Here is a 21,665-nt window from a genome sequence, read left to right as displayed (position 1 = left end):
GCTAATCCTGTTGTTGTGCCAGCTGCTGTAGCGCCGACCAGATCGGCGGTAGCAGCTCGCGGGTTTGCTGGTAGCTGATATCCAGGGTGTTGTAGCGTGCCATCAGATCGGGGCAGGGCGGCTCCTGCTCACCCAGCAGCGGCGTTACCCAGGTATCGACGCAGCGCGCCATTGTGGGGTAAGCGCCAATGGCGACGGCGGCCATCATGGCGGCACCGGCAGCTCCCGCCTCTTCCCGGGCGCTGTTGCGTACCGGCGCGCCGATACAGGCGGCGACGATGCTTCGAAGCTGGGGCGAGCGGATAGCCCCCCCCGAAAGACGGAGTTCCCGGGGCGCGTCGCCGCCCATGGCCCGGTAGCAGTCCCGGGCGGCCAGCGCCATTCCCTCAATCACCGCGCGCACCAGATCGGCAAAACCGTGGGTGTAACACAGCCCAATGAAACTGGCCCTGGCGTTGGCATTAACAAAGGGGCCGCGTTCGCCGGCGATGGAGATATAGGGGTGGTACATCAGGCCGCCGGGTTGTGCGGCGCTTAACCAGTCGTCCAGCCGCGCCACCATATCGGCGTGCCCGGCTCTGCCGCCGAATTGTTCCACCAGCGAACGAGCCATATTCAGCAGCCAGTCAAGGTTCAGGGTAGAAGCCATATTGGTCTGCACCTGAGTGACCCGCCCCGGGGATGGGAGAGTGATGACGTAGCCGGTGCGCTGGGGATTCAGCCGCACCTGCTGGTCGCTGACGGCGCGCATATGTACGCCGGTGGAGCCGATCACCGAGCAGGCGGTGTCATCATCGCCGGTATCGACCCCCGCGCCGAGGGCGGTCATCACCATATCGACAAACCCCAGGCAGACAGGGGTGCCGGGGCGTAGCCCGGTGGCGCGGGCCGCTTCTTCCGTCAGCGGATGGGTGGTCTGTGTGCCGTCCAGAATCTCCGGCAGCAGCGTACGCCGCCCTTCAAGCCCCAGTGCGCTAATTACGGTGTCGTCATAGCGCCGGGTTCGGTAGTTGCCGAAGGTGAAGCTGGCTTCCGATGGATCGGTGGCTCGCACGCCGGTCAGGTTCAGATAGAGCCAGTCTTTGCAGTGCAGGGCGACTTCGGCGCCGTCGAGCAGCTGTGGGTAGAGGCTATCCATACAGGCGAGCTGCGCTCCCTGCTGGCAGGTGTTCAGGCCGGTGCCGGTGGCCTGAAAGCGGGGCTGGGCCAGTTCGTGCTGTTCGAGCTGGCGGACGGTGTCGGCGGCCCGGGCGTCCAGCCAGATCCAGGCATCACCCACCGGTCGGTTATCGCTTCCTACCAGCCAGGTGCCGTCTCCCTGACCGGTGACTGCCACCGCCACTACTCGCCGGGCCAGATTGGGCAGCTCGTCGCCCAGTAGACGTATGGCCTGACAGCAGTCGTTCCAGGTTTGCCGCATATCCTGCAGTGCAGCGCCGTCGCGCTGGCGCCAGTAGCGGTTGCGTACCGAAGTACAGCCCAGTTGTTCTCCTTCCAGGTCGAAGGCCACGGCCTTAACGACTGAGGTTCCGGAATCGATGCCCAAAATAATGTCACGGTTGTCCATGCCTACTCTCCTTCCGGTTGGTGCGCGCGGGTTGCTGCATGGCGTTGCCTCCGATTGCGAATCTGGTCTGGCGCTGTTCTGTTAATTCTGTGTGACAAAAATGATATTTAACGGATACACCATATCTCACTGACTTAACACCACTGGTGTATTATTTTTCTTTATTGGTAATAAATTTCATTTAAGGATTCGATGTAGATCACATTTTAGTCAATGAAAAAAGCGATACGCCACCAGACAAGACAGCGGGCATTAATCGTTTATGGGATTTATTGTTTTTTTTATTTTGTTGATTTTTAATGTGTTGTTTTATGTTTTTGTTCTTTTTGCGATCTCTGTCGTACGATGAAAAAGGGAAATAGTGATGAAAATTACGCCAGATCTTCAGAGTTAGATCCAGATCGCCATCCGGGAAAAAAGTCCGTCATCCACGTTGACAGGCTATTATATTTCTAACATTTTCATCACATGCATTATCACATTTATAACATCCTTGTGATTCAGATATGAATCATGCGCCATTCGCAAGGGAGCGGTTTGCGACGTAATCGAGGTCGATAACATGAGTCATGCATCTTCATTTACGCCATCCGGCATCCGGCGTCATAAAGGAGCGGCGATCGCCTGCGCCGCCGCGCTGATTGTGCTGTTCGGCATTGCGATGGACACCAAAGTGGTCAGGCACGGATCGGCGCAAGATATTCAGGAACAGGGATTCTCGCCTGAAAAGTATGGCGCTGAGACTTTCCCTAAAATTCAGCACAGCGTGGAACAGCGCGCCGTTGAGGCGAAAACGCTGTTTGACGCCCTAAAGGCCGACAGCCAGCAGGCGACCGAAAAATACGGTGTCGGCGCGCCGATGGCGGTCTTTCCGGTGACCTTTAGCGGCGTGGTGGGCGCAGGCAAGAAAGGCATTTATCCCGTGCAGGTCAGCGGAATGCCGGCTTCGTTTCAGCTTTGGTTACAGACCGGCCCGGTGGTGACCGGCACTGATTTGCGCGATGCCACTGGCGAGATCCAGTTCGGCGACTTTAAGAACCAGATTGAGTATCAAAACGCCGGTTCGGCCCTTAATCAGGCCATGAAACAGGCGGTGCTGGATAAGGTGGATGGCGAAGCCCTGAGCGGCAAAACCGTTAAGGTGACCGGCGTTTTCCGGCTGCTTAATCCTGATAACTGGCTGGTGACGCCGGTAAGGATGGAGATCCAATGATGCAGGCAAGCTTAACGTCATCCGATAACTTTCGGGACGATGTGGTACTGGCCGCCCGGGATATCAGCAAAATTTACGGCTCGACCCACGCGCTTAAGGGCGTCAATTTTGAGATTCGCCGTGGCCAGGTCACCACGCTATTTGGTGAAAACGGTGCCGGTAAATCGACGCTAATGAAGGTGCTTTCTGGCGTGATAACCCCCAGCTCCGGTGAAATTCTGCTGGATGGCCAGCCGGTAACCTTTTCGTCCAGCGCTCAGGCGCGGGAACATGGCATCTCAATTATCCACCAGGAGCTGAACCTGGCGCCCAATATGAACGTGCGTGACAACATCTTTGTCGGTCGGGAAATTATGGGGGCCGCCGGAGTCGATTTCGCTGAGGAAGAGCGCCTGACCCGCCAGCTGATGGCGGAGCTGGAAGAGGAGATCGACCCACTGACGCCGGTGGAGGAGCTGCGGCTTGGTCAGCAGCAGATCGTGGAGATCGCCCGGGCGCTGTCGGTAAACGCCCGGATCCTGATTATGGATGAACCCACTTCGGCCCTTAGCGCCGCTGAAGTCGAGGTGCTGTTTAAAATTATCCACGACCTGACCAGTCGCGGCGTCGCCATTGTCTATATCTCTCATCATCTGGAAGAGGCGCTCGAAATTACCGACCGGGCAGTGGTGCTGCGAGACGGAGCTATGACCGCTTCTGCCAGCCGCGACGAGATCGATCTACAGTGGATTGTGCGCCATATGGTGGGAGAGCATTTCGATCTTGGGGCACCGCCCGAAGGTTATTCCTTCGGTGAGGTGGCCCTGAACGTGGAGTCGCTCAGCGTACCCGGCCCCGGCGGGCATATGGCGGTGGAGGATTTATCGCTGGCGGTTCGGGCCGGGGAGATCGTCTGTATCTACGGCCTGATGGGGGCCGGGCGTACTGAACTGATGGAGTGCATTGCCGGAAAATTGCGGGCAGGGCGTGGGCGCGTGCAACTGCTGGGCGAAGATGTTTCGGACTACAGTATCGCCAGACGTATTGAGAGCGGGCTGGCGCTGGTGCCGGAAGATCGGCAGCGCGATGGGCTGGTGCAGACGATGTCGGTGGGCGAAAACCTGTCGCTGGCCAGCATTGGCGAGTTCGTTCGGCGTCTGATTTTGTCGCCGGGCCGGGAAAGGCAGCTGGTGAATGATTCCATTCGCAATGTGACGGTGAAGACCGAAGGTGGCGCAGCGGCCATTGGTTCACTTTCCGGCGGTAACCAGCAGAAGGTGGTGATAGGCAAAATTCTGGCGACCCGCCCGAAAGTGATACTGCTGGATGAGCCGAGCCGCGGGATTGATATCGGCGCCAAGGCTGAGGTTTTCCGGCTGCTGGCGGAAAACGCCCGTAAGGGGCTGGCGGTGGTCTACTCCACGTCGGAGGTGGGTGAATGTCTGAGCGTGGCGCACCGGATTATCGTAATGAGCAAAGGGCGCATCAGCGCCGTCTTTGATTCCTCTGTTTCCAAAGAACGCATTATGGCGGCCTCTGGCGAGTCCGTGGCCGCCTGAATCCCGTAACGGAGCTGAAACCATGAATGACAGAACGCAAGTCCTGGCCGCGACCCGGCCCCCGGCGGTGAAGCGCGACAGCGGCCAGCGGCGGTTCAGCCTTTCGCATATTCTGCTGGAAGGGCGCGCCTTCTTTGCGCTGTTGGTGATTATCGCCACTTTCTCTTTTCTGTCGCCAAACTATTTTACCGGCGCCAACTTTTTGACTATGGCCTCGCACGTGGCGATCTTCGGACTGCCGGCCATCGGAATGCTGCTGGTGATCCTGAACGGCGGCATCGATCTGTCGGTAGGGTCGACCCTGGGGCTGGCCGGAGTGTTCGCCGGTTTCCTGATGCAGGGCGTCAATCTGGAGGCACTGGGGGTGGTGCTCTACCTGCCGGTATGGGCTGTGGCTATCCTGACCCTGGCGATGGGGGCGCTGGTGGGGTTGGTGAACGGGGTACTGATTGCTATTTTTCGGGTGCCTGCCTTCGTCGCCACCCTGGGTACCCTGTACGTGGCGCGTGGCGTGGCGCTGCTGATGACTAACGGTCTGACCTATAACAAACTTTCCGGTAGTCCGGCACTGGGCAATACCGGTTTCGAGTGGCTGGGATTCAACCGGCTATTCAATATCCCCGTGGGCGTGCTGGTGCTAATCGCCGTCGCCCTGGCCTGCGGTTTCCTGCTGTCGCGCACCGCTTTTGGCCGCTGGCTCTACGCATCCGGCGGCAACGAGCGGGCTGCCGATCTCTCCGGTGTACCGGTAAAAAGGGTCAAGGTGACGGTGTATGTCCTGTCTGGCATCTGCGCGGCGCTGGCCGGGCTGGTGCTCTCTTCCCAGTTAACCTCCGCCGGCCCCACCGCCGGAACCACTTATGAACTGACGGCCATCGCCGCCGTTGTCATTGGCGGCGCGGCACTGACCGGTGGGCGCGGTAACGTGCGCGGTACGCTACTGGGGGCGCTGGTGATTGGCTTCCTGTCAGACGGGCTGGTCATTATCGGTGTTTCCGCCTACTGGCAGACCGTCTTTACCGGCGCGGTGATCGTACTGGCGGTGTTGCTCAACACGTTACAGTACGGTCGGCGCAGTAAGTAGTCCTATAACAACAGAACCCTACAGATGGAGAACCTGGTCATGCTGAATTACAAACGCCTGTTATTAATCGCGGCGACCGCGATGGCAACCGCTTTTTCTCCCGTCAGTCAGGCGGCGGAAAAGGGGTTGATGACCGTTATTGTGAACGATCCCTCTAACCCATACTGGTACACCGAAGGCCAGGTGGCGAAAGAGACGGCCCAGAAGTTGGGCTATAGCGCCACCGTCGGCGCTCATAAAGGGGATACCAATGCCGAAAGTCGCCTGATTGATACGGCGATAACCAATAAATCCAAAGCCATTATTCTGGATCCCGCGAACGCTGACGGTTCCATAGGCTCGGTGAAGAAGGCGGTGGCCGCCGGTGTGCCGGTGTTTATTATCAATGCCGAGCTGAACCAGAGCGGCCTGGCGAAGGCGCAACTGGTTTCCAATAACGCTCAGGGGGCAGCATTAGGCGCCATGCAGTGGGTCAAGGCAGCGGGAGATTCCGGTAAGTATGTCGAACTGTTCGGAGCACCATCCGATAACAATGCCGCGACCCGCGCTAACGGCTTCGAAACGGTGCTTTCCCAGTATCCGGAACTGAAGAAGGTGGGCCAGGAAGTGGCGAACTGGGATCGTACCCAGGGCTATAACAAGATGCAGTCACTGCTTCAGGCCAACCCCGATATCAAAGGGGTCATCAGCGGCAATGACGAGATGGCGTTAGGCGCGATCGCGGCGCTGAAAGAAGCCGGTAAGCTGAAAAACGTGGTAGTGGGCGGCTTCGACGGCACGCCGGACGCCGTTGAGGCAGTAAAAGCGGGCACCCTGGCCTATACCGTGATGCAGCCGGTCGCGGTTTTTACCAAAAAAGCCATAGAGCAGGCGGATAACTTCCTGAAAACCGGGAAGACCGGAGTCGATCGTGAGAAACAACTTTTTGACTGCGTGCTCATCACCAAAGAGAATGTCGATAAATACAAGTCTGCCTTCGTTATGTCGGAATAGTGGCGATAATCAGGCTATCAACAGGCATTCGCCCTGCCAGCCATCATGCTGGCGGGGCGTCTTTACGGATAAGATAATGACCCAACCCGTACAGGATAACTCTCTGGAATGTTTTATGTCGCAACGGCTTCCGGGCGACAGCCGTCAGGCCCGACAGCTGGCCCGGCGTCAGTTAATGGTTGAAGCGGTGATAACAGAGGGGGCGGTGCGGATAGAAGATCTGACCGGGCGCTTCGGCATTAGCCTGATGACCGCTCATCGCGATATTGACGATCTGGTGGAGCGCGGTTTGCTGCACAAGACGCGCGGCGTGGTGTCGGCCGCGCCCACCAGCCTGGTAGAGTCCAGCGACCTGTATCGCGCCACCCGCCAGCAGGCTGAAAAGCAGGCTATTGCAAGTTGCGCAGCGGCCTGGATAGAGCCTGGCCAGTCGCTGTTTCTTGACGATTCCACCACGGTGCTTCAACTGGCGCGTTATCTGCCAGCGAAGGCGCCCCTGACCGTTATCACCAATTCGCTTACCCTGATGAATTCACTGAAGGACGCCCGGGATATTACGCTGTTGGGACTGGGAGGGCAGTACCATAACTGGTGCAACGCTTTTATGGGGCGGATGACGCGCAGCGCCATTGCCGGACTGCGGGCCGACTGCTTTTTCGTCAGTATGTCGGCCATTATGGAAGGCCAGGTTTTCCATCAATCGGCAGAGACGGTAGAGACCAAGCGCGCCATGTTCGATGCCGCTGAACGCCGGATACTGCTGGCCGACCATACCAAATTTGAGCGTCGGGCGCTGTACAGCTTCGCCAGTCTGACGGAGTTTGACACAGTTATTGTCAATCAGGGCATTAATATTTCGGTATTGCACCGTATGCAGGAAGAGGGGGTCAAGGTGGAGGTGGCGCCGCTGCGCTAGTCTATATATCAGAAACAGGGCGTTAGCCCTGTTTAAAAATTGTTATTTTAGTCCATATCTACTTATTATTTTTTTGCCTCCCGCCTGTCGCTTGTTTATTTTTGTTCCTGAGTGTTTGCTTTTTATTTCCTGAGTTTTGAGTTGTTTTACAATGCTGTGTTTATATATTTCCTTGTGAAATATATTTCACTCTGCCATTAAATGCGTGAGTCATTGCCGTATTCATTAGGGTGTAAATAGCCAGGGAGTCGATTATGGAAGTAAAAAACCGGAAACATCCAATGAAGATAGCGACAAAAATTGCTGTCTTATCGACGATGCTATGCTTGTGTACGCTTGCCGTTGGGGGGCTTGGGCTAAATGGCAATTTTCAAAGCCACCAGCGTCTGGATTCGGTGTACAGCGATCGCGTCGTACCGCTTCAGAGAATAAAGCTGGTTTCAGATGCCTATGCGGTGCATATCGTGGATGCGGCCCATAAAGTCCGGGATCATATACTCACTCCTGAACAGGGGCTGGAGCTTGTCAATGAGGCCAAAAAGATTATTGAGGAGAACTGGAGAGCCTATGCCGCAACGAGGCTGACCGATAAAGAGAAAAAGCTTATCATGTCATTTGATGCCGTTGATAATCAGGCAGTAGCAGCGGCACAGCATTTGCAAAAATTATTAGCAGAGCAAGATCGTTCGGGGCTTTCTTTATTTGTGGAACAGGAACTTTATCCGGCGATAGATCCCCTTCAGGAAGTATTAACTCAGCTTATCGACCTCCAACTGGAAGAGACGCGGCTTGCCTATGAAAATGGAAAGTCTGAGCTTGAACTGAGAAAGACGATTATTATTGTTTTGATCGTATCGGCGTTAATTATTGGTATTAGCCTCAGCTACGTTATCTCGCGCAGTATTCTGCGGGTATTAGGTGTGGAACCTTCGCAAGCCGTTGAGGTAGCGCAGCGCGTCGCCAGAGGCGATCTTTCCGTGCCTGTCCGGTTGCCGGAAAACAGCCGCGACGACAGTTTGATCGCCCGACTGAAAACGATGCAGGACAACCTGGAAAGTATTGTCGGTAACGTGAATCAGAGCGCCCATGCCGTTGCCGTCGCATCAACCCAGATTGCGCAGGGTAACAATCACTTTTCGGATCGTACTCAGGAGCAGGTGGGGGCGCTGGGGCAGACGGCGGCGGCGATGGAGGAGCTCACCGTAACCGTACAGCTAAACGCACAGAGCGCTTCTCAGGCCGTCAAAGCCGCCCATCTCGCAGCCTCCGTGGCCCGTAACGGCGGGGAAATTATGCAGGAGGTAACGGAAACAATGGATGACCTGGATAGCAGTTCACGGCAGATTGCCAACATCACTACCATGATCGATAACATCGCCTCTCAGACCAATTTGCTGTCGCTGAACGCTGCCGTTGAGGCTGCGCGCGCCGGTGAGTATGGCCGGGGATTCGCCGTAGTGGCCGGCGAAGTTCGCAGTCTGGCGCAGAGTTCCGCCGACGCGTCGCGGCAGATCAGAAATCTTATCGACAGTAACGTGCTACGGGTTAAAAAAGGCACAGATCTGGTCTCAAAGGCGGAGATGCTGATGCAGCAGCTGATTGAAGAGGTGCAGAATGTGACTGCGCTTATCGACAAAATCAGTATCGCCAGCCAGGAACAGTCGGCCGGCGTACATCAGATTGGCGTGGCAGTCACGCAAATGGATGCGGCTACCCAGCAAAATGCCGCCATGGTAGAGGAGATCGCCGCAACCTCGAATAATATGAAGGATAAAGCCCTGGAACTGGTGGAATCGATGAAGCAGTTCCGGCTGGCCGGTGATAGCGGCCTCAAAGGAAATCTGCACTGATCGAACGCTGAGTACTGGAACCCAGCGCCCCAGCTATTCGTGGGGGCGCTTGTTATTTCGGCTGGCGATAATGTCGGCCACGATAGCAATGGCGATTTCTGCCGGCGTTTTGCTGCCGATATCCAGCCCTACCGGTGCGTGAATGCGGGCAAGTTGCGCGTCGTTCAGCCCGCCGGTTTCGCGCAGGCGCTTTCTGCGTTGCTGGCTGTTGCGATTCGATCCCATAACGCCGATATAGAAGCTTTCGCCCTGTACTGCTTCCATCATCGCCAGGTCGTCGATGCGTGGATCGTGGGTCAGCGACAGCAGGGCGCTGTTGGCGCCGGGCGGATGGCGTTCCAGCCACGCCGCCGGGAATTCCTGATGCAGCGCGATGTTCTGCTGCACAGCGTCGGGATAACGCGATGCGAAATTTTGCAGCGCGTCTTCCCGGTGTTCGCATACCGTAATCGCCATCCCTACCGCCCGTGCAAAATCAATACAGTAGAAAGCGACCGGCGACAAACCGCAGACGATCAGCTGTAGCGGGGGACGCAGGCTGATGCTGATGGCGCCGTCTTCATGCCGGGCGACACCTGCGGGTTCATCACCGCTGGCAGGGCACAGCCAGCTTCGCTCGCCGGGAATAACCTGTTTAACCTGATTGTCCTGGCCGCTGGCGGTAAGCAGCAAACGCTGGCAGTCCTGCAGGCTTTGATCGTCTGCGGGCAGATACTCTACCAGAACGCTCAGACTGCCGTTGCAGGGCAATTTAACGTCGGGCTCCAGGCCGCCCTGGCCATAGCGAATGAGCTGAGAGGGGCGCTTCATGCGCGGGTCGTTTAGCCCTGCCAGAAAGCTCTGTTCGATACAGCCGCCGGACAGTGAACCTATCGACTCCCCGCGTTCATTAACCGCCATCATAGCGCCCGGGGAGCGCGGTGCGGATCCCCAGGTGGCGATCACCGTGCAAAGCCAGATGGGCTGGCCCTGCTTTAGCCAGCGGATAGCGTGATTGAGTATGTCGATATCGATGGGATGCGTCATGGTGTCGTTACCCGAGAAGTCGTCCATGCCAGTTTGTCCATGCTACGCCTGTTTTCGGCGTCAGGACGAGGCAAAAATGCATATTTGCGTGTCGGTGTGCAAAAAAGAAGTGTACACACTTTTAGTTAAAAATATTAATAACAATTGTGTATTATTTGCAACATTTGTATAACTGATAAAATGGCGTGATGGCGGGATTCTTGTTCTCATGGGATGAATCCAGCGACTGATATTTTACAGTGTCATCACTGTTAATTGCGTAAATGGAAGACGGGCAAGGTGAGTTGGATGAAACTTCAGGTAAACGGTAAATATTATCTTCTGGAGGGCGTTGAGCGTTCAACGCCGCTCCTTTATGTGTTGCGTAACGATCTGGCGCTCAACGGCGCAAAGTTTGGCTGCGGGCTGGGCGAGTGCGGCGCCTGTACCGTACTGGTGGACGGCAAACCCGCCCGGGCCTGCCAGCTTCCGGTTTCCACGCTGGAAGGCTGCACTATTACCACTCTGGAGGGGCTGGCGCCGGACGAAGCGCATCTGCACCCGGTACAGCAGGCATTTATCGATGAGCAGGCTGCGCAGTGCGGCTACTGCGCCAACGGGATGATAATGACGCTGGTCGGGTTATTCAGGGAAAAACCGAATGCGAGCCGTGCTGAAATAAAAAACGCGCTGGCGTTTAATCTGTGCCGCTGTGGTACCCATATGGAGATTCTCCAGGCTGCGGAGCGGGCGAAAGCCATCATCGCCCGGGAAGGAGGTGCGGTATGAATCAAATGGGCATAACCCGCAGGCAGATGCTGAAAATGGGCGGGATTTTGATGGTCTGCTCAGCAATTCCGGCACCGCTGCTCGCCGCGGTGGAAAAGGGGAAAGACGCCGATTTCGATAAGCCGCTCGACAGGCTCAGCAGCTTTATCGCCATCGCGCCTGATGGCAGTATTACCGCCTTTAGCGGCCATGTCGACCTTGGCACCGGTATTCGTACCGCGCTGGCGCAGCTGGTAGCGGACGAGCTGTCGGTGGTATTTGACAGCGTGACGATGGTGTTGGGAGATACCGATAAAACGCCCGATCAGGGGCCGACCATCGCCAGTGCCACCATCCAGGTCGCCGCGATACCGCTACGTCAGGCGGCGGCTCAATTGAGGGCGCTTCTGCTCCGGTTGGGCGCCGAACGTTTCGGCGTTCCCGTACAGAATATGGTGGCGAAAGAGGGCCGACTTTATCCCACAGGGCAGGCAGACAGGGGTATCAGCTATGGCGAAATCGTTCAGGGGCAGTCGCTGGTGCTGCCGCTGGATACGGATATCTCGCTAACCCGGGAGCGTCGCTATATCGGCCAGCCTGTGCCGCGAGTCGATATTCCAGGTAAGGTCAGCGGCGCAAAGGCTTTTGTACACGACGTGCGGCTGCCGGGTATGTTGCATGGCCGGGTTGTCAGGCCGCCTTATGTCGGCGCGGACAGCAGTGCGCCCCTGGGCCATTCGCTGGTATCGGTGGATAAAGAGTCCATCGCCCATATTGACGGGATCGTGAAGCTGGTGGTGGCTGGCGACTTTATCGGCATAGTGGCGCAAAGAGAAGAGCAGGCCATTGCCGCTATGTATGCCCTGAAGGTGGAGTGGAAATCCTGGTCGGGGCTGCCGGATCTGTCACGTAAAGGGTTGCACCAGACGCTCTCCGATTTGCCGAAAACACCCCGCCAGTTGCGAAAAGATGAGGGGGCGGACGAAGCCTGGAATCAGGCGCCGGTGCGGCTCTGCCGCGATTATGTCTGGCCGTTTCATGCGCACGCCTCCATTGGCCCTTCCTGCGCGGTGGCTCACTTTACCGATCCGCAGCGCCTTGAACTCTGGTCGGGCAGCCAGGCGCCTCACGATCTGCGCAAAGAACTGGCGATCCTGATGAAGATGGATGAGTCACAGATTGTGATTCATCGCCATGAGGCTTCCGGCTGTTATGGGCGTAACTGCGCCGACGACGTGACCGCTGATGCGGCGCTGCTGGCGCAGGCCGTGGGGAAACCGGTACGCGTGCAGTTGATGCGCGAACAGGAGACGGGTTGGGAGCCGAAGGGCACCGGCCAGTTGATTCGCCTGCAGGGCGGGCTGACACAGCATCACGAAGTGAACGTCTACCGCATGCAGACCTGCTATCCCTCGAACGGTTCGACGACGCTGGCGCTGCTGCTGACCGGCGCGGTGGCTAATGAACCGGTGGTTCTGCAAATGGGCGATCGTACCGCTATTCCGCAGTATCAGTATCCGAAGATGGATGTGGTCTGTGAGGATGCCGCCCCGGTGGTGCGCTCCTCCTGGCTGCGCGGGGTATCGGCGTTGCCTAACGTTTTTGCCCATGAGTCCTGGATTGATGAAGTAGCCTGGATGGCGGGGGCCGATCCTATCGCTTATCGCCTGCGCTATCTGAAAGATCCCCGGGCTATCGCTATGATCGACGCCTTAAAGCAACGGGCTGGATGGCAGGATGGCCCGGCGTTTCAGCATCGCCGCCGCGATCAGCGGATACTTAAGGGGCGTGGCTTTGCTTATGCGCGCTACTTTCACAGTAAATTTCCGGGATTCGGCGCCGCCTGGGCCAGCTGGATCTGCGATGTCAGCGTCGATACCCAAACCGGACAGGTGACGGTCGATCGGGTTTTTGTGGCCCACGATTGCGGCATGATGGTGAATCCGGCCGGAGTGCGCCATCAGGTGCACGGTAACGTTATTCAGTCCACCAGCCGGGCGCTGAAGGAGTTTGTCTCCTTTAACAGCGGCGGCGTCACTTCCGCCGACTGGGGCGGTTATCCTATTCTGCGCTTCGATGAGCTTCCCGAGGTGGATGTTTTGCTGATGGAAAATCCGGACCAGCCGCCGATGGGCGCCGGGGAATCAGCATCGGTGCCCAGCGCGGCGGCGATTGCCAATGCGATTTTCGACGCAGCCGGTATCCGGCTGACGGAGGTGCCCTTTACGCCGAAACGGGTACTGGCGGCGCTGAGTGAGAAGCGGGAGGAAGCACAATGAGCATGAAGAAGTGGAGCGCGGGCATTGTGGGCGTTGTCGTGATTGCCGCAGCGGCGGGAATGATACTGACATCCCATTCATCCATTGACCCTGTGGCGCCCCCACAGGCCGGAAGCTTTAGCCATGATGAGATAGCCCGGGGGCAGCAGCTTTACCAGGCGGGAGATTGCGCAGTGTGCCATACCCGTCCCGGTGGGGAACGCGACGCTGGCGGCCTGGCGCTGAATTCACCGATGGGCGCCATCTATAGCACCAATATTACCCCCGATCCGCAATATGGCATTGGCCGCTGGTCGTTCGAGGCTTTCCGTCGGGCGATGCGCGAAGGGATCGATCGGGAAGGGAATCATCTTTATCCGGCATTTCCTTATACCGCTTACACCCATGTCAGCGATGACGATCTGAAAGCGCTCTACGCCTGGCTGATGACCCGCCCTGCGGTGCATCAGCCGGCGCCGGAAACCGATCTGGGCTTCCCTTTCAATATCCGACGCGGGATCGGTCTGTGGAACCAGCTATTTCTGGACAAAGGGCCGCTACCGGCCGCGCGGGCGCCGCACGGCGTGGATGCGCAACGCTGGGAGCGGGGACGCTATCTGGTCGAAGGGCTGGGCCACTGTAGCGCCTGCCATTCGCCCCGTAATCTGCTGTTTGCCGAAAAGGGCGGCGAGTCACACCTTGGCGGTGGCGTGGTAGACGGCTGGGTCGCTCCGGCTCTGAACGCTCAAAGCCCGGCGCCTTTGCGCTGGCATGAAGAAGATCTCTATCAGTTCCTGAAAACCGGTTACTCTACGCGTCACGGCGCGACAGCCGGGCCGATGGCGCCAGTTATTAAAGAAGGCACTTCAGCGCTGGCGGACAGCGATTTGCGAGCTATCGCGACCTATATTGCCGGTCTACAGGGGGATCGCGCCGATCGTCCACTGCCCGCGAACGGGGCGGTAGAAAGCGCGGCACTGCGCGCCGTAGACAGCGAAGGTGCACGCCTGTATAGCGGCGCCTGCATGGCCTGTCACGCTCAGTCGCGGGGCGCCGATATGCACGGTGTACGCCCCTCTTTGCAGCAGGCGACTCAGTTCCATCTGGCGACGCCGGATAACGCGATTCGCGCGGTGCTCGACGGTGTGGCCGAACCGGCCAGCGACGGACTGGGCACCATGCCGGGATTCCGCCACAATATGAACGATCGCCAGATTGCGGAATTGTTAAACTACATTCGCCAGCAGGTGGCGGGTCAGCCGGCATGGCCGGAGCTGGAACAGCGGGTTCGGGCAATACGGGCGGAACGCCATTAACCACAGGAGTATCAGTTCGATGCAGGATAAAGCGCAGAGGAAAGAGGCCGCGTATGACTTTTCGCGTCAGCCGGGGCATCTGCTGCGTCGGGTCTACCAGCGCTATGTGGCTATTTTCCAGGGACACATCGGCGATTCGCAGTTGACCGCGGTGCAATTTACCACTCTTTGCGCGCTACGCGACCATGGCCCCAGCGCCCAGCGCGAGCTGGTGGATTATACCGCGGTCGATCAGGCGACTATCCGTGGGATAGTCGCCCGTCTTAAGGAGCGGGGGCTGGTGGCTCTGGGGCCGGATCCGGAAGACGGACGTAAGGTGATTGTTATGCTGACGCCTGAGGGGGCGGCATGTCTGGAGCAGGTTATCCCTAATGCGTGGGGGATAACCGAACTGGCTTACGGCAAGTTAAATCCCGCGGAGCGGGTCGCGCTGGATTTTTTGCTACGTAAAATGCTGGAGCCGTAAGCCCTGGCTGATTCTTTTTTCATTTATGGCGGAAACAACGCACCGGCGGCGCTTTTGACTATGCTAAATCAGAGGTGGTGAAGCGGAACCTTTGAGGGCGTAGTCCACAGAGCGCGGCCCGGTAAATGGAAGGAGAAAACGATGAAACCTGGCGTTCAGTCAGTGCCCTGGCTGTGGTTGGTCGGCGGTCTGTTTTTCTGGTGCTATCAGGCATTTCAGTTGGGGGAGGATAGCGTGGGCGGGCCTTCCCCATCCGCATTTTCTCCGCGCTGCTTATCTGGTCTATTCTGCACGCTTTTCCGGCGCTTGTCTGGCTCGCGATTCGTTATACCGTTCGGCGGGTCGCCCTGCGTCGCCAGCAGAAAACGCTACCGGAAAAGTGGCTTTAGCAAACCGGCGTCAGCCCAGTGGCCAGTTAGCGTCTTCCAGCTGGAGCGTGCGTTCGATGGTCATATTCATCATACAGCTGGCGCTGTCGGTGGCGCCGCCGCTTCCTTTACCGGTGACGGCCAGGCACTGACTGTCGCGAAAGGCCAGCCACTTGCGCTGGGCATCGCGCCACTGCAGCGGACTCATGACCGAGGAGAGCGTCTCTTTCCAGACCTTATTTAGCCGCTGGTCCCAGCTTTTTCGCTCATTTTCCATACAGTCCACCATCTCCATGGTGCTGACGCTGCGCGCCATGCAGTCGCGGTAAGTCTGACTGTAGGGGCGCGCCATAAACTCCGGGTTGGTGGTGTCGCGGCTACCAGGTAGTGCGGCAAAAGCGGGAAGGGCGAGCGCGAAAAGGGCGAAAACCTGAAATATAAAACTACGCATTTTGGTTATTCCGACATAAAAAATTGATTACAGCCCCGACGGATGGTGGCGTCAAGCCCGGCCCAGGCGTGGCTGTGTTATTTGGTTGCAAAATCACCGTCAGTATGTTTAAGGAAATGTAAATTAAATGAGGTATTATCGGTTAAATCGAGGCATTACGACTGACCAGTAGCTGTAATCTATGTCTATCAATTTCGATTTAAACGATCTGCAGGCTTTCCGGGCGCTGGTGGAGCATGGCACGTTCCGCGCGGCGGCGGAGGCGGTGTTTATCTCCCAGTCGGCCCTGAGCCGTCGTATCGATAAGCTGGAAAGCGCCCTTGGGGTGCGGCTGTTTGAGCGCACCACCCGCCGGGTGCGGCTGACCACATCGGGGCGAACTTTTGCGCCCCGGGTGGAGCGGCTGTTGAATGAACTGGATGATGCGCTGATCGGGGTCAGCGATAACGCGCCGGGGCGCCATGGGCGGCTGACCGTGGCCTGCGTGCCTTCCGCCGCTTACTACTTTATGCCAACGGTGATCGCCACCTTTAAACAGCGCTATCCCGGCGTTCATATCCGGCTGATGGATACCAGCGCCGGCGCTGTGTGCCAGGCGGTGCTGGATGGCCAGGCCGATTTTGGACTGAGTTTTTCCGGCAGTCTGGATCCCGATATTGAATTTGAGTGGCTGGTGCAGGAGTGCTACGTAGCGGCCTGCCGGCGCGATCATCCGCTGGCCGGCGCGCGTTGCGTCCGCTGGAAGGATTTCTACGGCTGGGACTATATCTCGCTCGATAAAGTCTCGGGAAACCGGCTACTGCTGGATCAGGCGCTGGCGCACGCTACGCCGTCGCGTCCCAGCGTTTGCGAAACCCGCCATGTCACTACCATGCTCGGCATGGTAGAGGCCGGGCTGGGGATTGCGGCGGTTCCGGTCATGGCATTGCCTGACGGCGCCCACCCGATTCTGACCAGCGTGCCGCTGGTGGAGCCGGAAGTGGTGCGTCAGGTAGGAATAATCAAGCGCCGGGGCCGGTTGCTGACTCCGCTGGCCTCGGCGCTGGAACGTCTGATCGTTGAGATCAAGGGGCCTCAGGCGGCGGGCACTGAGTCCAGTCCGGTAGCGCGCACCTGCGACTGAACCTCTTTAGAGGCCAGATAGCGCAGCAGCGCTCTGGCGTCATCGGCATGCCCGGCGCCGACGGGGACGGCGCCGGCGAAACGGGTCACCTTCTGGACCGATTCAGGGATCTTGCCGATAAAGGTGACGCCTTTCACCGGTAACAGTTCGCTGACCTGCTGGAAGCCTATCTGATACTTGCCGCTGGCAACCTGGGAGGCGACCGGTACGCGTTCCACCATCTGCCCCCTCTGACCCAGCGCCTGCTTAACGCCTAACCGGCTCAGCAGCGTATCCTGCACGTAACGGCCGCTGGCGCTGTCGGACCAGGCCACTGATTTGGCGTTCAGCAGCGTCTGGCGCAGGGCCGCAACGCTTGTGATATCGGGTTTTGCATCACCGGCGCGCACGACGGCGCCGATGCGTGAATCCGCCAGCTCTGTTCGGGTACCAGGTATGATTTTTCCCTGCCTGATCAGGCCATCCAGCGCATAGCCTACCATAATCACCACATCGGCCTTTTCGCCGCGCGCCAGTCGATTGGGGATCGCCTGAGGCGAACGCCCCATTGACGGGCCGTGTACGATTTTCAGGGTATTGCCGTGGCTGGCGCTATATTCCGGCGCCAGTTTGTCCAGGGCGGCGCTGAAGCCGCCGGAGATCATAACGGTTAACTGTGCCGCGCTGACCTGGCCCGCGGCCAACAGTACAATCAGACAACATAATTTTACGATGCGCATGCAGGCTCTCCTTATTTGGTGGCGGGTTGCAGGCGCGGGGCGCTGCGATGGTAAATCCACAGCGTGGCGCATAGCGCGCACAGGGCGGCGAAGCTAACCCAGTATCCCGGGGCGGCTTTGTCGCCGGTGGCCTGAATCAGCGCCGTGGAGATAGCCGGGGTAAAGCCGCCGAACACCGCCGTTGCCAGACTGTAGGCCAGCGAGAAACCGGATACCCGCACCTCGACCGGCATAATTTCGGTCAGCGCCGGAATCATGGCGCCGTTATACAGGCCATAAAGGAAGGAGAGCCACAGCAGCACGCCCAGCATCATGCCGAAGCCTGGGGCGCCCGCCAGCAGCGACAGAGCGGGCCAGGCGGTCAGCATCGCCAGCAGGGTCATGGCGATCAGCAGCGGACGGCGACCGAAGCGGTCAGACAGCGCGCCGCCAATGGGCAGCCAGATAAAGTTAGAGATGGCGACCAGCAGCGTGACCAGCAGGCTGTCTGAAGCGCTAAGATGCAGCACCTGTTTGCCGAAGGTCGGGGCGTAAACCGTAATCAGATAGAACGCGGTGGTGGTCATCGCCACCATCAACATACCGGCCAGCACGATACCCCAGTGGCTCATTAGCGTCTGGAAAATCTGGCGTAGCGAAGGGTGGTGACGGCGCTGGCTAAAGGCTTCGGTTTCTTCCAGCCGGCGACGCAGCATAAAGATAAAGGGGACTATCATACAGCCTACCAGGAAGGGGATACGCCATCCCCAACTGTGCAGGGCGCTTTCATCCAGCAGTTCGCTCAGGGCGAAACCGAGCGCGGCAGCCACCATGATAGCCACCTGCTGGCTGCCGGACTGCCAGCTGGTATAGAAGCCTTTTCGTCCCGGGGTCGCTATCTCAGACAGATAGACGGAGACGCCCCCCAGCTCGGCGCCAGCCGAGAATCCCTGCAGCAGACGGCCGATCAGCACCAGCAGCGGCGCCCACAGCCCGATGGTTTCATAGCCGGGCACCAGGACTATCAGAAAGGTGCCGCTGGCCATAATTGACAGCGTGAGGATCAGTCCCCGACGGCGTCCCACTTTATCGATCCACCCCCCCAGAATAACGGCGCCCAGCGGTCGCATCAGGAACCCGGCGCCAAAGGCGGCGAAGGTCATCATCAGCGAGGCGAATTCGCTTTCGGCCGGGAAAAAGGCGTGAGCGATGTAGGTGGCGTAAAAGCCAAACAGAAAGAAGTCGAATTGCTCAAGAAAATTACCGGAGGTGACGCGCAGGATCGCGCTGGCCTTTGCCCGGAGGGTATGGGGCTGCTCAGGGGTCATGATGTTCTCCATTTGTTATTAGACTGTATTTGTTTTTGTGAAGAAGAGACTGGCGCAAAAAACCGCCGTTTATAAGTGCATTTTGGGCAACAATTTATGCGTATGGCGCATCACTTTCAGAAGTCGTTGTGCTTAGATAAAGGCAGGAGGTGGGCATGGACTATCGCGAGATTCTGCATTTCTGGTTTAGCGAGCTGAAGCCCCGACAGTGGTTTCGCCAGTCCGGACGTACGGACAATATGATACGGGCGCGGTTTTTTAGCATCTGGCAGGCCGCCGCGCACGGAGAACTGGCCGGATGGCGCGTCAATATCAACGGGCGTCTGGCTGAAATTCTGGTTCTGGATCAGTTTTCCCGTCACCTGTGGCGCCGGGACCCGCGCGCCTTCGCTCAGGATGGTATGGCGCTGGTGCTGGCCCAGGAGGCGATTGGCCAGCCGGATTTCGGGGGGCTGGGGCGAGTGCGGCGCAACTTTGTTCTGATGCCGCTTATGCATGCGGAGTCGGCCGTCATTCAGGCGCAGGCGCTGCGTTTGTTCGACGTACCGGGAAATGGGCAGGCGCTGCGAACCGCACGCCAGCACCACCTTTTAATTGAACGGTTCGGCCGTTATCCGCACCGTAACGCGGTGCTGGGCCGAGATTCTACGCCCGAGGAGCTGGACTTTATGGCGCACGAGGCCTTTGCCTTTATGAAGTCGTCTCCGGGATAAGTGCTTTTCGTTTAATACAATTATTATTTTTGGTTTTTTCATCGGCAGAATGAGTAATTGTGAAAAGAATCACATTAATGATTTTTTATTGTTGGCTGTTAATAAAGTTTGAAAAGCATCAAAAAAAATATAATTCATAACCGGGTTGTCAAAAATAGCAATTGTTCCCCCCTTGCGGCCAACTGATGATAGAGGCTGCGTAGAGGCTATTTCATTCGATTCTGGCTGGTCGGCAAATGCGCTCCCGCAACGGGGTCGGCCGGTATCATATCCGGGAATAAAGGCAGGTAAAGATGACCACGCAAAATTCTTCCTCCTATGTGTTTACAATCACCCTGGTGGCCACGCTGGGGGGGCTGCTTTTTGGTTACGACACCGCGGTGATTTCAGGCACTGTCGAGTCGCTGAATAAGGTATTTGTTGAACCACAAGGTCTGAGCGAAGGGGCCGCGAACTCCCTGCTGGGATTCTGTGTGGCCAGCGCGCTTATCGGCTGTATTATCGGCGGCGCGATGGGCGGCTATTTAAGTAACCGTTTCGGTCGGCGTAATTCACTGAAAATAGCGGCGCTGCTGTTTTTTATTTCCGCCGTAGGATCGGCCTGGCCGGAAATGGGGTTTTCAGAGATTAATCCCGAAGGCGGTATTCCTTATTACCTCTCCGGTTATGTTCCCCATTTTGTTATTTACCGCATTATCGGCGGAATTGGCGTGGGGCTGGCCTCGATGCTGTCCCCTATGTATATCGCAGAAGTGGCGCCCGCCAATATTCGCGGCAAGCTGGTCTCCTTTAACCAGTTCGCCATTATTCTGGGGCAGCTGCTGGTCTACTGCGTCAACTATATTATCGCCCGCTCCGGTGACGCCAGCTGGCTGCATAGCGATGGCTGGCGCTATATGTTCGCATCTGAGGCGATTCCCGCACTGCTGTTCTTCGGTCTGCTGTATACCGTACCGGAAAGCCCACGCTGGCTGATGGCCCGCGGTCAGAACGATCAGGCTCAGAGCGTTCTGACCCGGATTATGGGACAGGCGCGGGCCGCGGTGGCGATGCAGGAGATAGGCCACTCTCTGGAGGCAGGCAAGCGTACCGGGGGCCGCCTGCTGATGTTCGGCAGCGGGGTGATTATCATCGGTATTATGCTGTCGGTGTTCCAGCAGTTCGTGGGGATTAACGTAGTGCTTTACTACGCGCCGGAGGTCTTTAAAACCCTGGGGGCCAGCACTGATATAGCACTGTTGCAGACCATTATCGTTGGCGTGATAAACCTGAGCTTTACCGTGCTGGCGATTATGACCGTCGATAAATTTGGGCGTAAGCCGCTGCAGATTATCGGCGCGCTGGGAATGGCGGCAGGGATGTTCGCACTAGGTACGGCGTTCTATGCTCACTGGTCCGGCGTAGTGGCGCTGCTGGCGATGCTGTTCTACGTGGCGGCCTTCGCCATGTCATGGGGGCCGGTATGCTGGGTGCTGCTGGCGGAAATCTTCCCCAACGCGATTCGCGGTAAAGCGATGGCGATCGCCGTGGCGGCCCAGTGGCTGGCGAATTACTTCGTCTCCTGGACTTTCCCGATGATGGATAAAAACTCCTGGCTGGTGTCACACTTTAATAACGGCTTTTCGTACTGGATTTATGGCTGTATGGGCGTGCTGGCGGCGCTGTTTATGTGGAAATTCGTACCAGAAACCCGTGGCCGCTCTCTGGAAGAGCTGGAAGAGCTGTGGGGCAATGCTCAGGTGCCGGAGGCGAAAACCGCGCGTACCTGATAGCGTTCACTCCTCCTTAATGACAGCCGGCCGCTTCAGCGGTCGGTTTTTTATTTCTATATTAATAAATTGCTGCTTACCTGCCTTACGGTACGCGAGGCTGTATCGATTCTGGCCAAAAGGTGCGCATTTTCCCGCTGTTTTCCAATCTGCTGTATTGATCACATTTCTGTAACAGTCGTTTGATTTCTGGCCATAAATCGATCTAATACTTAATCATTAATATATTAATGATTTATCC

General features: G+C 57.6%; 18 protein-coding genes. 13 read left to right on the top strand and 5 right to left on the bottom strand.

Features of this window, described 5'->3' with window-relative positions:
* Position 1: 1 nt before the first annotated feature.
* Positions 2-1,567, bottom strand: a complete 1,566-nt coding sequence (locus tag V3W49_RS18020; protein ID WP_500147346.1) for an FGGY-family carbohydrate kinase — start codon at positions 1,565-1,567, stop codon at positions 2-4.
* Between the two features lie 562 nt (positions 1,568-2,129).
* Here V3W49_RS18020 and V3W49_RS18015 point away from each other — a divergent pair.
* The 6 genes from V3W49_RS18015 to V3W49_RS17990 all read left to right on the top strand — a co-directional run bounded on the left by V3W49_RS18015 (position 2,130) and on the right by V3W49_RS17990 (position 9,161).
* Positions 2,130-2,780 (top strand): DUF2291 domain-containing protein, encoded by a 651-nt coding sequence (locus tag V3W49_RS18015; protein ID WP_500147345.1) that lies wholly within the window; start codon positions 2,130-2,132, stop codon positions 2,778-2,780.
* Positions 2,780-4,318, top strand: coding sequence for a sugar ABC transporter ATP-binding protein (locus tag V3W49_RS18010; protein WP_500147354.1), 1,539 nt, complete (start codon positions 2,780-2,782; stop codon positions 4,316-4,318). Before V3W49_RS18015 ends, V3W49_RS18010 begins: the two co-directional genes overlap by 1 nt.
* 22 nt (positions 4,319-4,340) lie before the next feature.
* The gene (locus V3W49_RS18005) at positions 4,341-5,402 is read left to right on the top strand and encodes an ABC transporter permease (RefSeq protein ID WP_500147344.1); all 1,062 of its coding nucleotides are present in this window, start codon (positions 4,341-4,343) and stop codon (positions 5,400-5,402) included.
* 39 nt (positions 5,403-5,441) lie between these two features.
* On the top strand, positions 5,442-6,395 hold the full coding sequence (locus tag V3W49_RS18000) for a D-ribose ABC transporter substrate-binding protein (RefSeq protein WP_500147343.1): 954 nt from the start codon (positions 5,442-5,444) through the stop codon (positions 6,393-6,395).
* 76 nt (positions 6,396-6,471) lie between these two features.
* Positions 6,472-7,311, top strand: coding sequence for a DeoR/GlpR family DNA-binding transcription regulator (locus V3W49_RS17995; RefSeq protein WP_500147342.1), 840 nt, complete (start codon positions 6,472-6,474; stop codon positions 7,309-7,311).
* 254 nt (positions 7,312-7,565) lie between these two features.
* Positions 7,566-9,161 (top strand): methyl-accepting chemotaxis protein, encoded by a 1,596-nt coding sequence (locus V3W49_RS17990; protein ID WP_500147341.1) that lies wholly within the window; start codon positions 7,566-7,568, stop codon positions 9,159-9,161.
* Between the two features lie 33 nt (positions 9,162-9,194).
* On the opposite strand, the gene V3W49_RS17985 is transcribed toward V3W49_RS17990, so the two are convergent.
* On the bottom strand, positions 9,195-10,214 hold the full coding sequence (locus V3W49_RS17985) for an XdhC family protein (RefSeq protein WP_500147340.1): 1,020 nt from the start codon (positions 10,212-10,214) through the stop codon (positions 9,195-9,197).
* 261 nt (positions 10,215-10,475) lie between these two features.
* On the opposite strand from V3W49_RS17985, the gene V3W49_RS17980 reads away from it, so the two are divergent.
* From V3W49_RS17980 to V3W49_RS17965, 4 genes are read left to right on the top strand one after another with little or no spacing between them, the layout of a single operon-like run.
* Positions 10,476-10,955, top strand: a complete 480-nt coding sequence (locus tag V3W49_RS17980; RefSeq protein WP_500147338.1) for a (2Fe-2S)-binding protein — start codon at positions 10,476-10,478, stop codon at positions 10,953-10,955.
* A complete protein-coding gene (locus V3W49_RS17975; RefSeq protein WP_500147336.1) occupies positions 10,952-13,213 on the top strand; it encodes a xanthine dehydrogenase family protein molybdopterin-binding subunit in 2,262 nt (753 codons plus the stop codon). The genes V3W49_RS17980 and V3W49_RS17975 overlap by 4 nt, the downstream gene beginning before the upstream one ends.
* Positions 13,210-14,508, top strand: a complete 1,299-nt coding sequence (locus V3W49_RS17970) for a cytochrome c (RefSeq protein WP_500147335.1) — start codon at positions 13,210-13,212, stop codon at positions 14,506-14,508. The genes V3W49_RS17975 and V3W49_RS17970 overlap by 4 nt, the downstream gene beginning before the upstream one ends.
* A 19-nt stretch (positions 14,509-14,527) precedes the next feature.
* The gene (locus tag V3W49_RS17965) at positions 14,528-14,974 is read left to right on the top strand and encodes a MarR family winged helix-turn-helix transcriptional regulator (protein ID WP_500147333.1); all 447 of its coding nucleotides are present in this window, start codon (positions 14,528-14,530) and stop codon (positions 14,972-14,974) included.
* A gap of 399 nt (positions 14,975-15,373) precedes the next feature.
* Here the strand turns inward: V3W49_RS17965 and V3W49_RS17960 are convergent, their stop codons facing one another.
* The gene (locus V3W49_RS17960; protein WP_500147331.1) at positions 15,374-15,793 is read right to left on the bottom strand and encodes a lysozyme inhibitor LprI family protein; all 420 of its coding nucleotides are present in this window, start codon (positions 15,791-15,793) and stop codon (positions 15,374-15,376) included.
* A gap of 181 nt (positions 15,794-15,974) precedes the next feature.
* Between V3W49_RS17960 and V3W49_RS17955 the strand changes: the two genes are divergently transcribed.
* Positions 15,975-16,916 carry a LysR family transcriptional regulator gene (locus V3W49_RS17955; RefSeq protein ID WP_500147330.1) on the top strand — a complete coding sequence of 314 codons (942 nt, stop codon included), beginning with the start codon at positions 15,975-15,977 and terminating at the stop codon, positions 16,914-16,916.
* Here V3W49_RS17955 and V3W49_RS17950 read toward each other — a convergent pair.
* On the bottom strand, positions 16,868-17,635 hold the full coding sequence (locus V3W49_RS17950; RefSeq protein ID WP_500147328.1) for a substrate-binding domain-containing protein: 768 nt from the start codon (positions 17,633-17,635) through the stop codon (positions 16,868-16,870). The genes V3W49_RS17955 and V3W49_RS17950 overlap by 49 nt on opposite strands.
* A gap of 11 nt (positions 17,636-17,646) precedes the next feature.
* The gene (locus V3W49_RS17945; protein WP_500147326.1) at positions 17,647-18,942 is read right to left on the bottom strand and encodes an MFS transporter; all 1,296 of its coding nucleotides are present in this window, start codon (positions 18,940-18,942) and stop codon (positions 17,647-17,649) included.
* 155 nt (positions 18,943-19,097) lie between these two features.
* Between V3W49_RS17945 and V3W49_RS17940 the strand changes: the two genes are divergently transcribed.
* Positions 19,098-19,655, top strand: a complete 558-nt coding sequence (locus tag V3W49_RS17940; RefSeq protein WP_500147325.1) for a DUF924 family protein — start codon at positions 19,098-19,100, stop codon at positions 19,653-19,655.
* Positions 19,656-19,948: 293 nt separating this feature from the next.
* Complete coding sequence (xylE, locus tag V3W49_RS17935) at positions 19,949-21,424, top strand: D-xylose transporter XylE (protein ID WP_500147324.1); 1,476 nt, start codon at positions 19,949-19,951, stop codon at positions 21,422-21,424.
* The last annotated feature ends 241 nt before the right edge of the window (positions 21,425-21,665 follow it).

Origin of the sequence: Rosenbergiella sp. YN46 (assembly GCF_036620675.1) — a bacterium.
Classification (GTDB): Bacteria; Pseudomonadota; Gammaproteobacteria; order Enterobacterales; family Enterobacteriaceae; genus Jejubacter.
Note: the sequence above shows the minus strand (reverse complement) of the source record. Positions and strands in the feature narration are given on the sequence as shown.

What these genes read in the sequence shown, in the direction of transcription:
- V3W49_RS17980 (WP_500147338.1), top strand. Translation starts at nt 10,476, where the DNA reads ATGAAACTTCAGGTAAACGGTAAATATTATCTTCTGGAGGGCGTTGAG.
- V3W49_RS18020 (WP_500147346.1), bottom strand. Translation starts at nt 1,567, where the DNA reads ATGGACAACCGTGACATTATTTTGGGCATCGATTCCGGAACCTCAGTC.
- V3W49_RS17975 (WP_500147336.1), top strand. Translation starts at nt 10,952, where the DNA reads ATGAATCAAATGGGCATAACCCGCAGGCAGATGCTGAAAATGGGCGGG.
- V3W49_RS18000 (WP_500147343.1), top strand. Translation starts at nt 5,442, where the DNA reads ATGCTGAATTACAAACGCCTGTTATTAATCGCGGCGACCGCGATGGCA.
- V3W49_RS18005 (WP_500147344.1), top strand. Translation starts at nt 4,341, where the DNA reads ATGAATGACAGAACGCAAGTCCTGGCCGCGACCCGGCCCCCGGCGGTG.
- V3W49_RS17990 (WP_500147341.1), top strand. Translation starts at nt 7,566, where the DNA reads ATGGAAGTAAAAAACCGGAAACATCCAATGAAGATAGCGACAAAAATT.
- V3W49_RS17960 (WP_500147331.1), bottom strand. Translation starts at nt 15,793, where the DNA reads ATGCGTAGTTTTATATTTCAGGTTTTCGCCCTTTTCGCGCTCGCCCTT.
- xylE (WP_500147324.1), top strand. Translation starts at nt 19,949, where the DNA reads ATGACCACGCAAAATTCTTCCTCCTATGTGTTTACAATCACCCTGGTG.
- V3W49_RS17995 (WP_500147342.1), top strand. Translation starts at nt 6,472, where the DNA reads ATGACCCAACCCGTACAGGATAACTCTCTGGAATGTTTTATGTCGCAA.
- V3W49_RS17970 (WP_500147335.1), top strand. Translation starts at nt 13,210, where the DNA reads ATGAGCATGAAGAAGTGGAGCGCGGGCATTGTGGGCGTTGTCGTGATT.
- V3W49_RS17940 (WP_500147325.1), top strand. Translation starts at nt 19,098, where the DNA reads ATGGACTATCGCGAGATTCTGCATTTCTGGTTTAGCGAGCTGAAGCCC.
- V3W49_RS17985 (WP_500147340.1), bottom strand. Translation starts at nt 10,214, where the DNA reads ATGGACGACTTCTCGGGTAACGACACCATGACGCATCCCATCGATATC.
- V3W49_RS18015 (WP_500147345.1), top strand. Translation starts at nt 2,130, where the DNA reads ATGAGTCATGCATCTTCATTTACGCCATCCGGCATCCGGCGTCATAAA.
- V3W49_RS17950 (WP_500147328.1), bottom strand. Translation starts at nt 17,635, where the DNA reads ATGCGCATCGTAAAATTATGTTGTCTGATTGTACTGTTGGCCGCGGGC.
- V3W49_RS17965 (WP_500147333.1), top strand. Translation starts at nt 14,528, where the DNA reads ATGCAGGATAAAGCGCAGAGGAAAGAGGCCGCGTATGACTTTTCGCGT.
- V3W49_RS18010 (WP_500147354.1), top strand. Translation starts at nt 2,780, where the DNA reads ATGCAGGCAAGCTTAACGTCATCCGATAACTTTCGGGACGATGTGGTA.
- V3W49_RS17945 (WP_500147326.1), bottom strand. Translation starts at nt 18,942, where the DNA reads ATGACCCCTGAGCAGCCCCATACCCTCCGGGCAAAGGCCAGCGCGATC.
- V3W49_RS17955 (WP_500147330.1), top strand. Translation starts at nt 15,975, where the DNA reads ATGTCTATCAATTTCGATTTAAACGATCTGCAGGCTTTCCGGGCGCTG.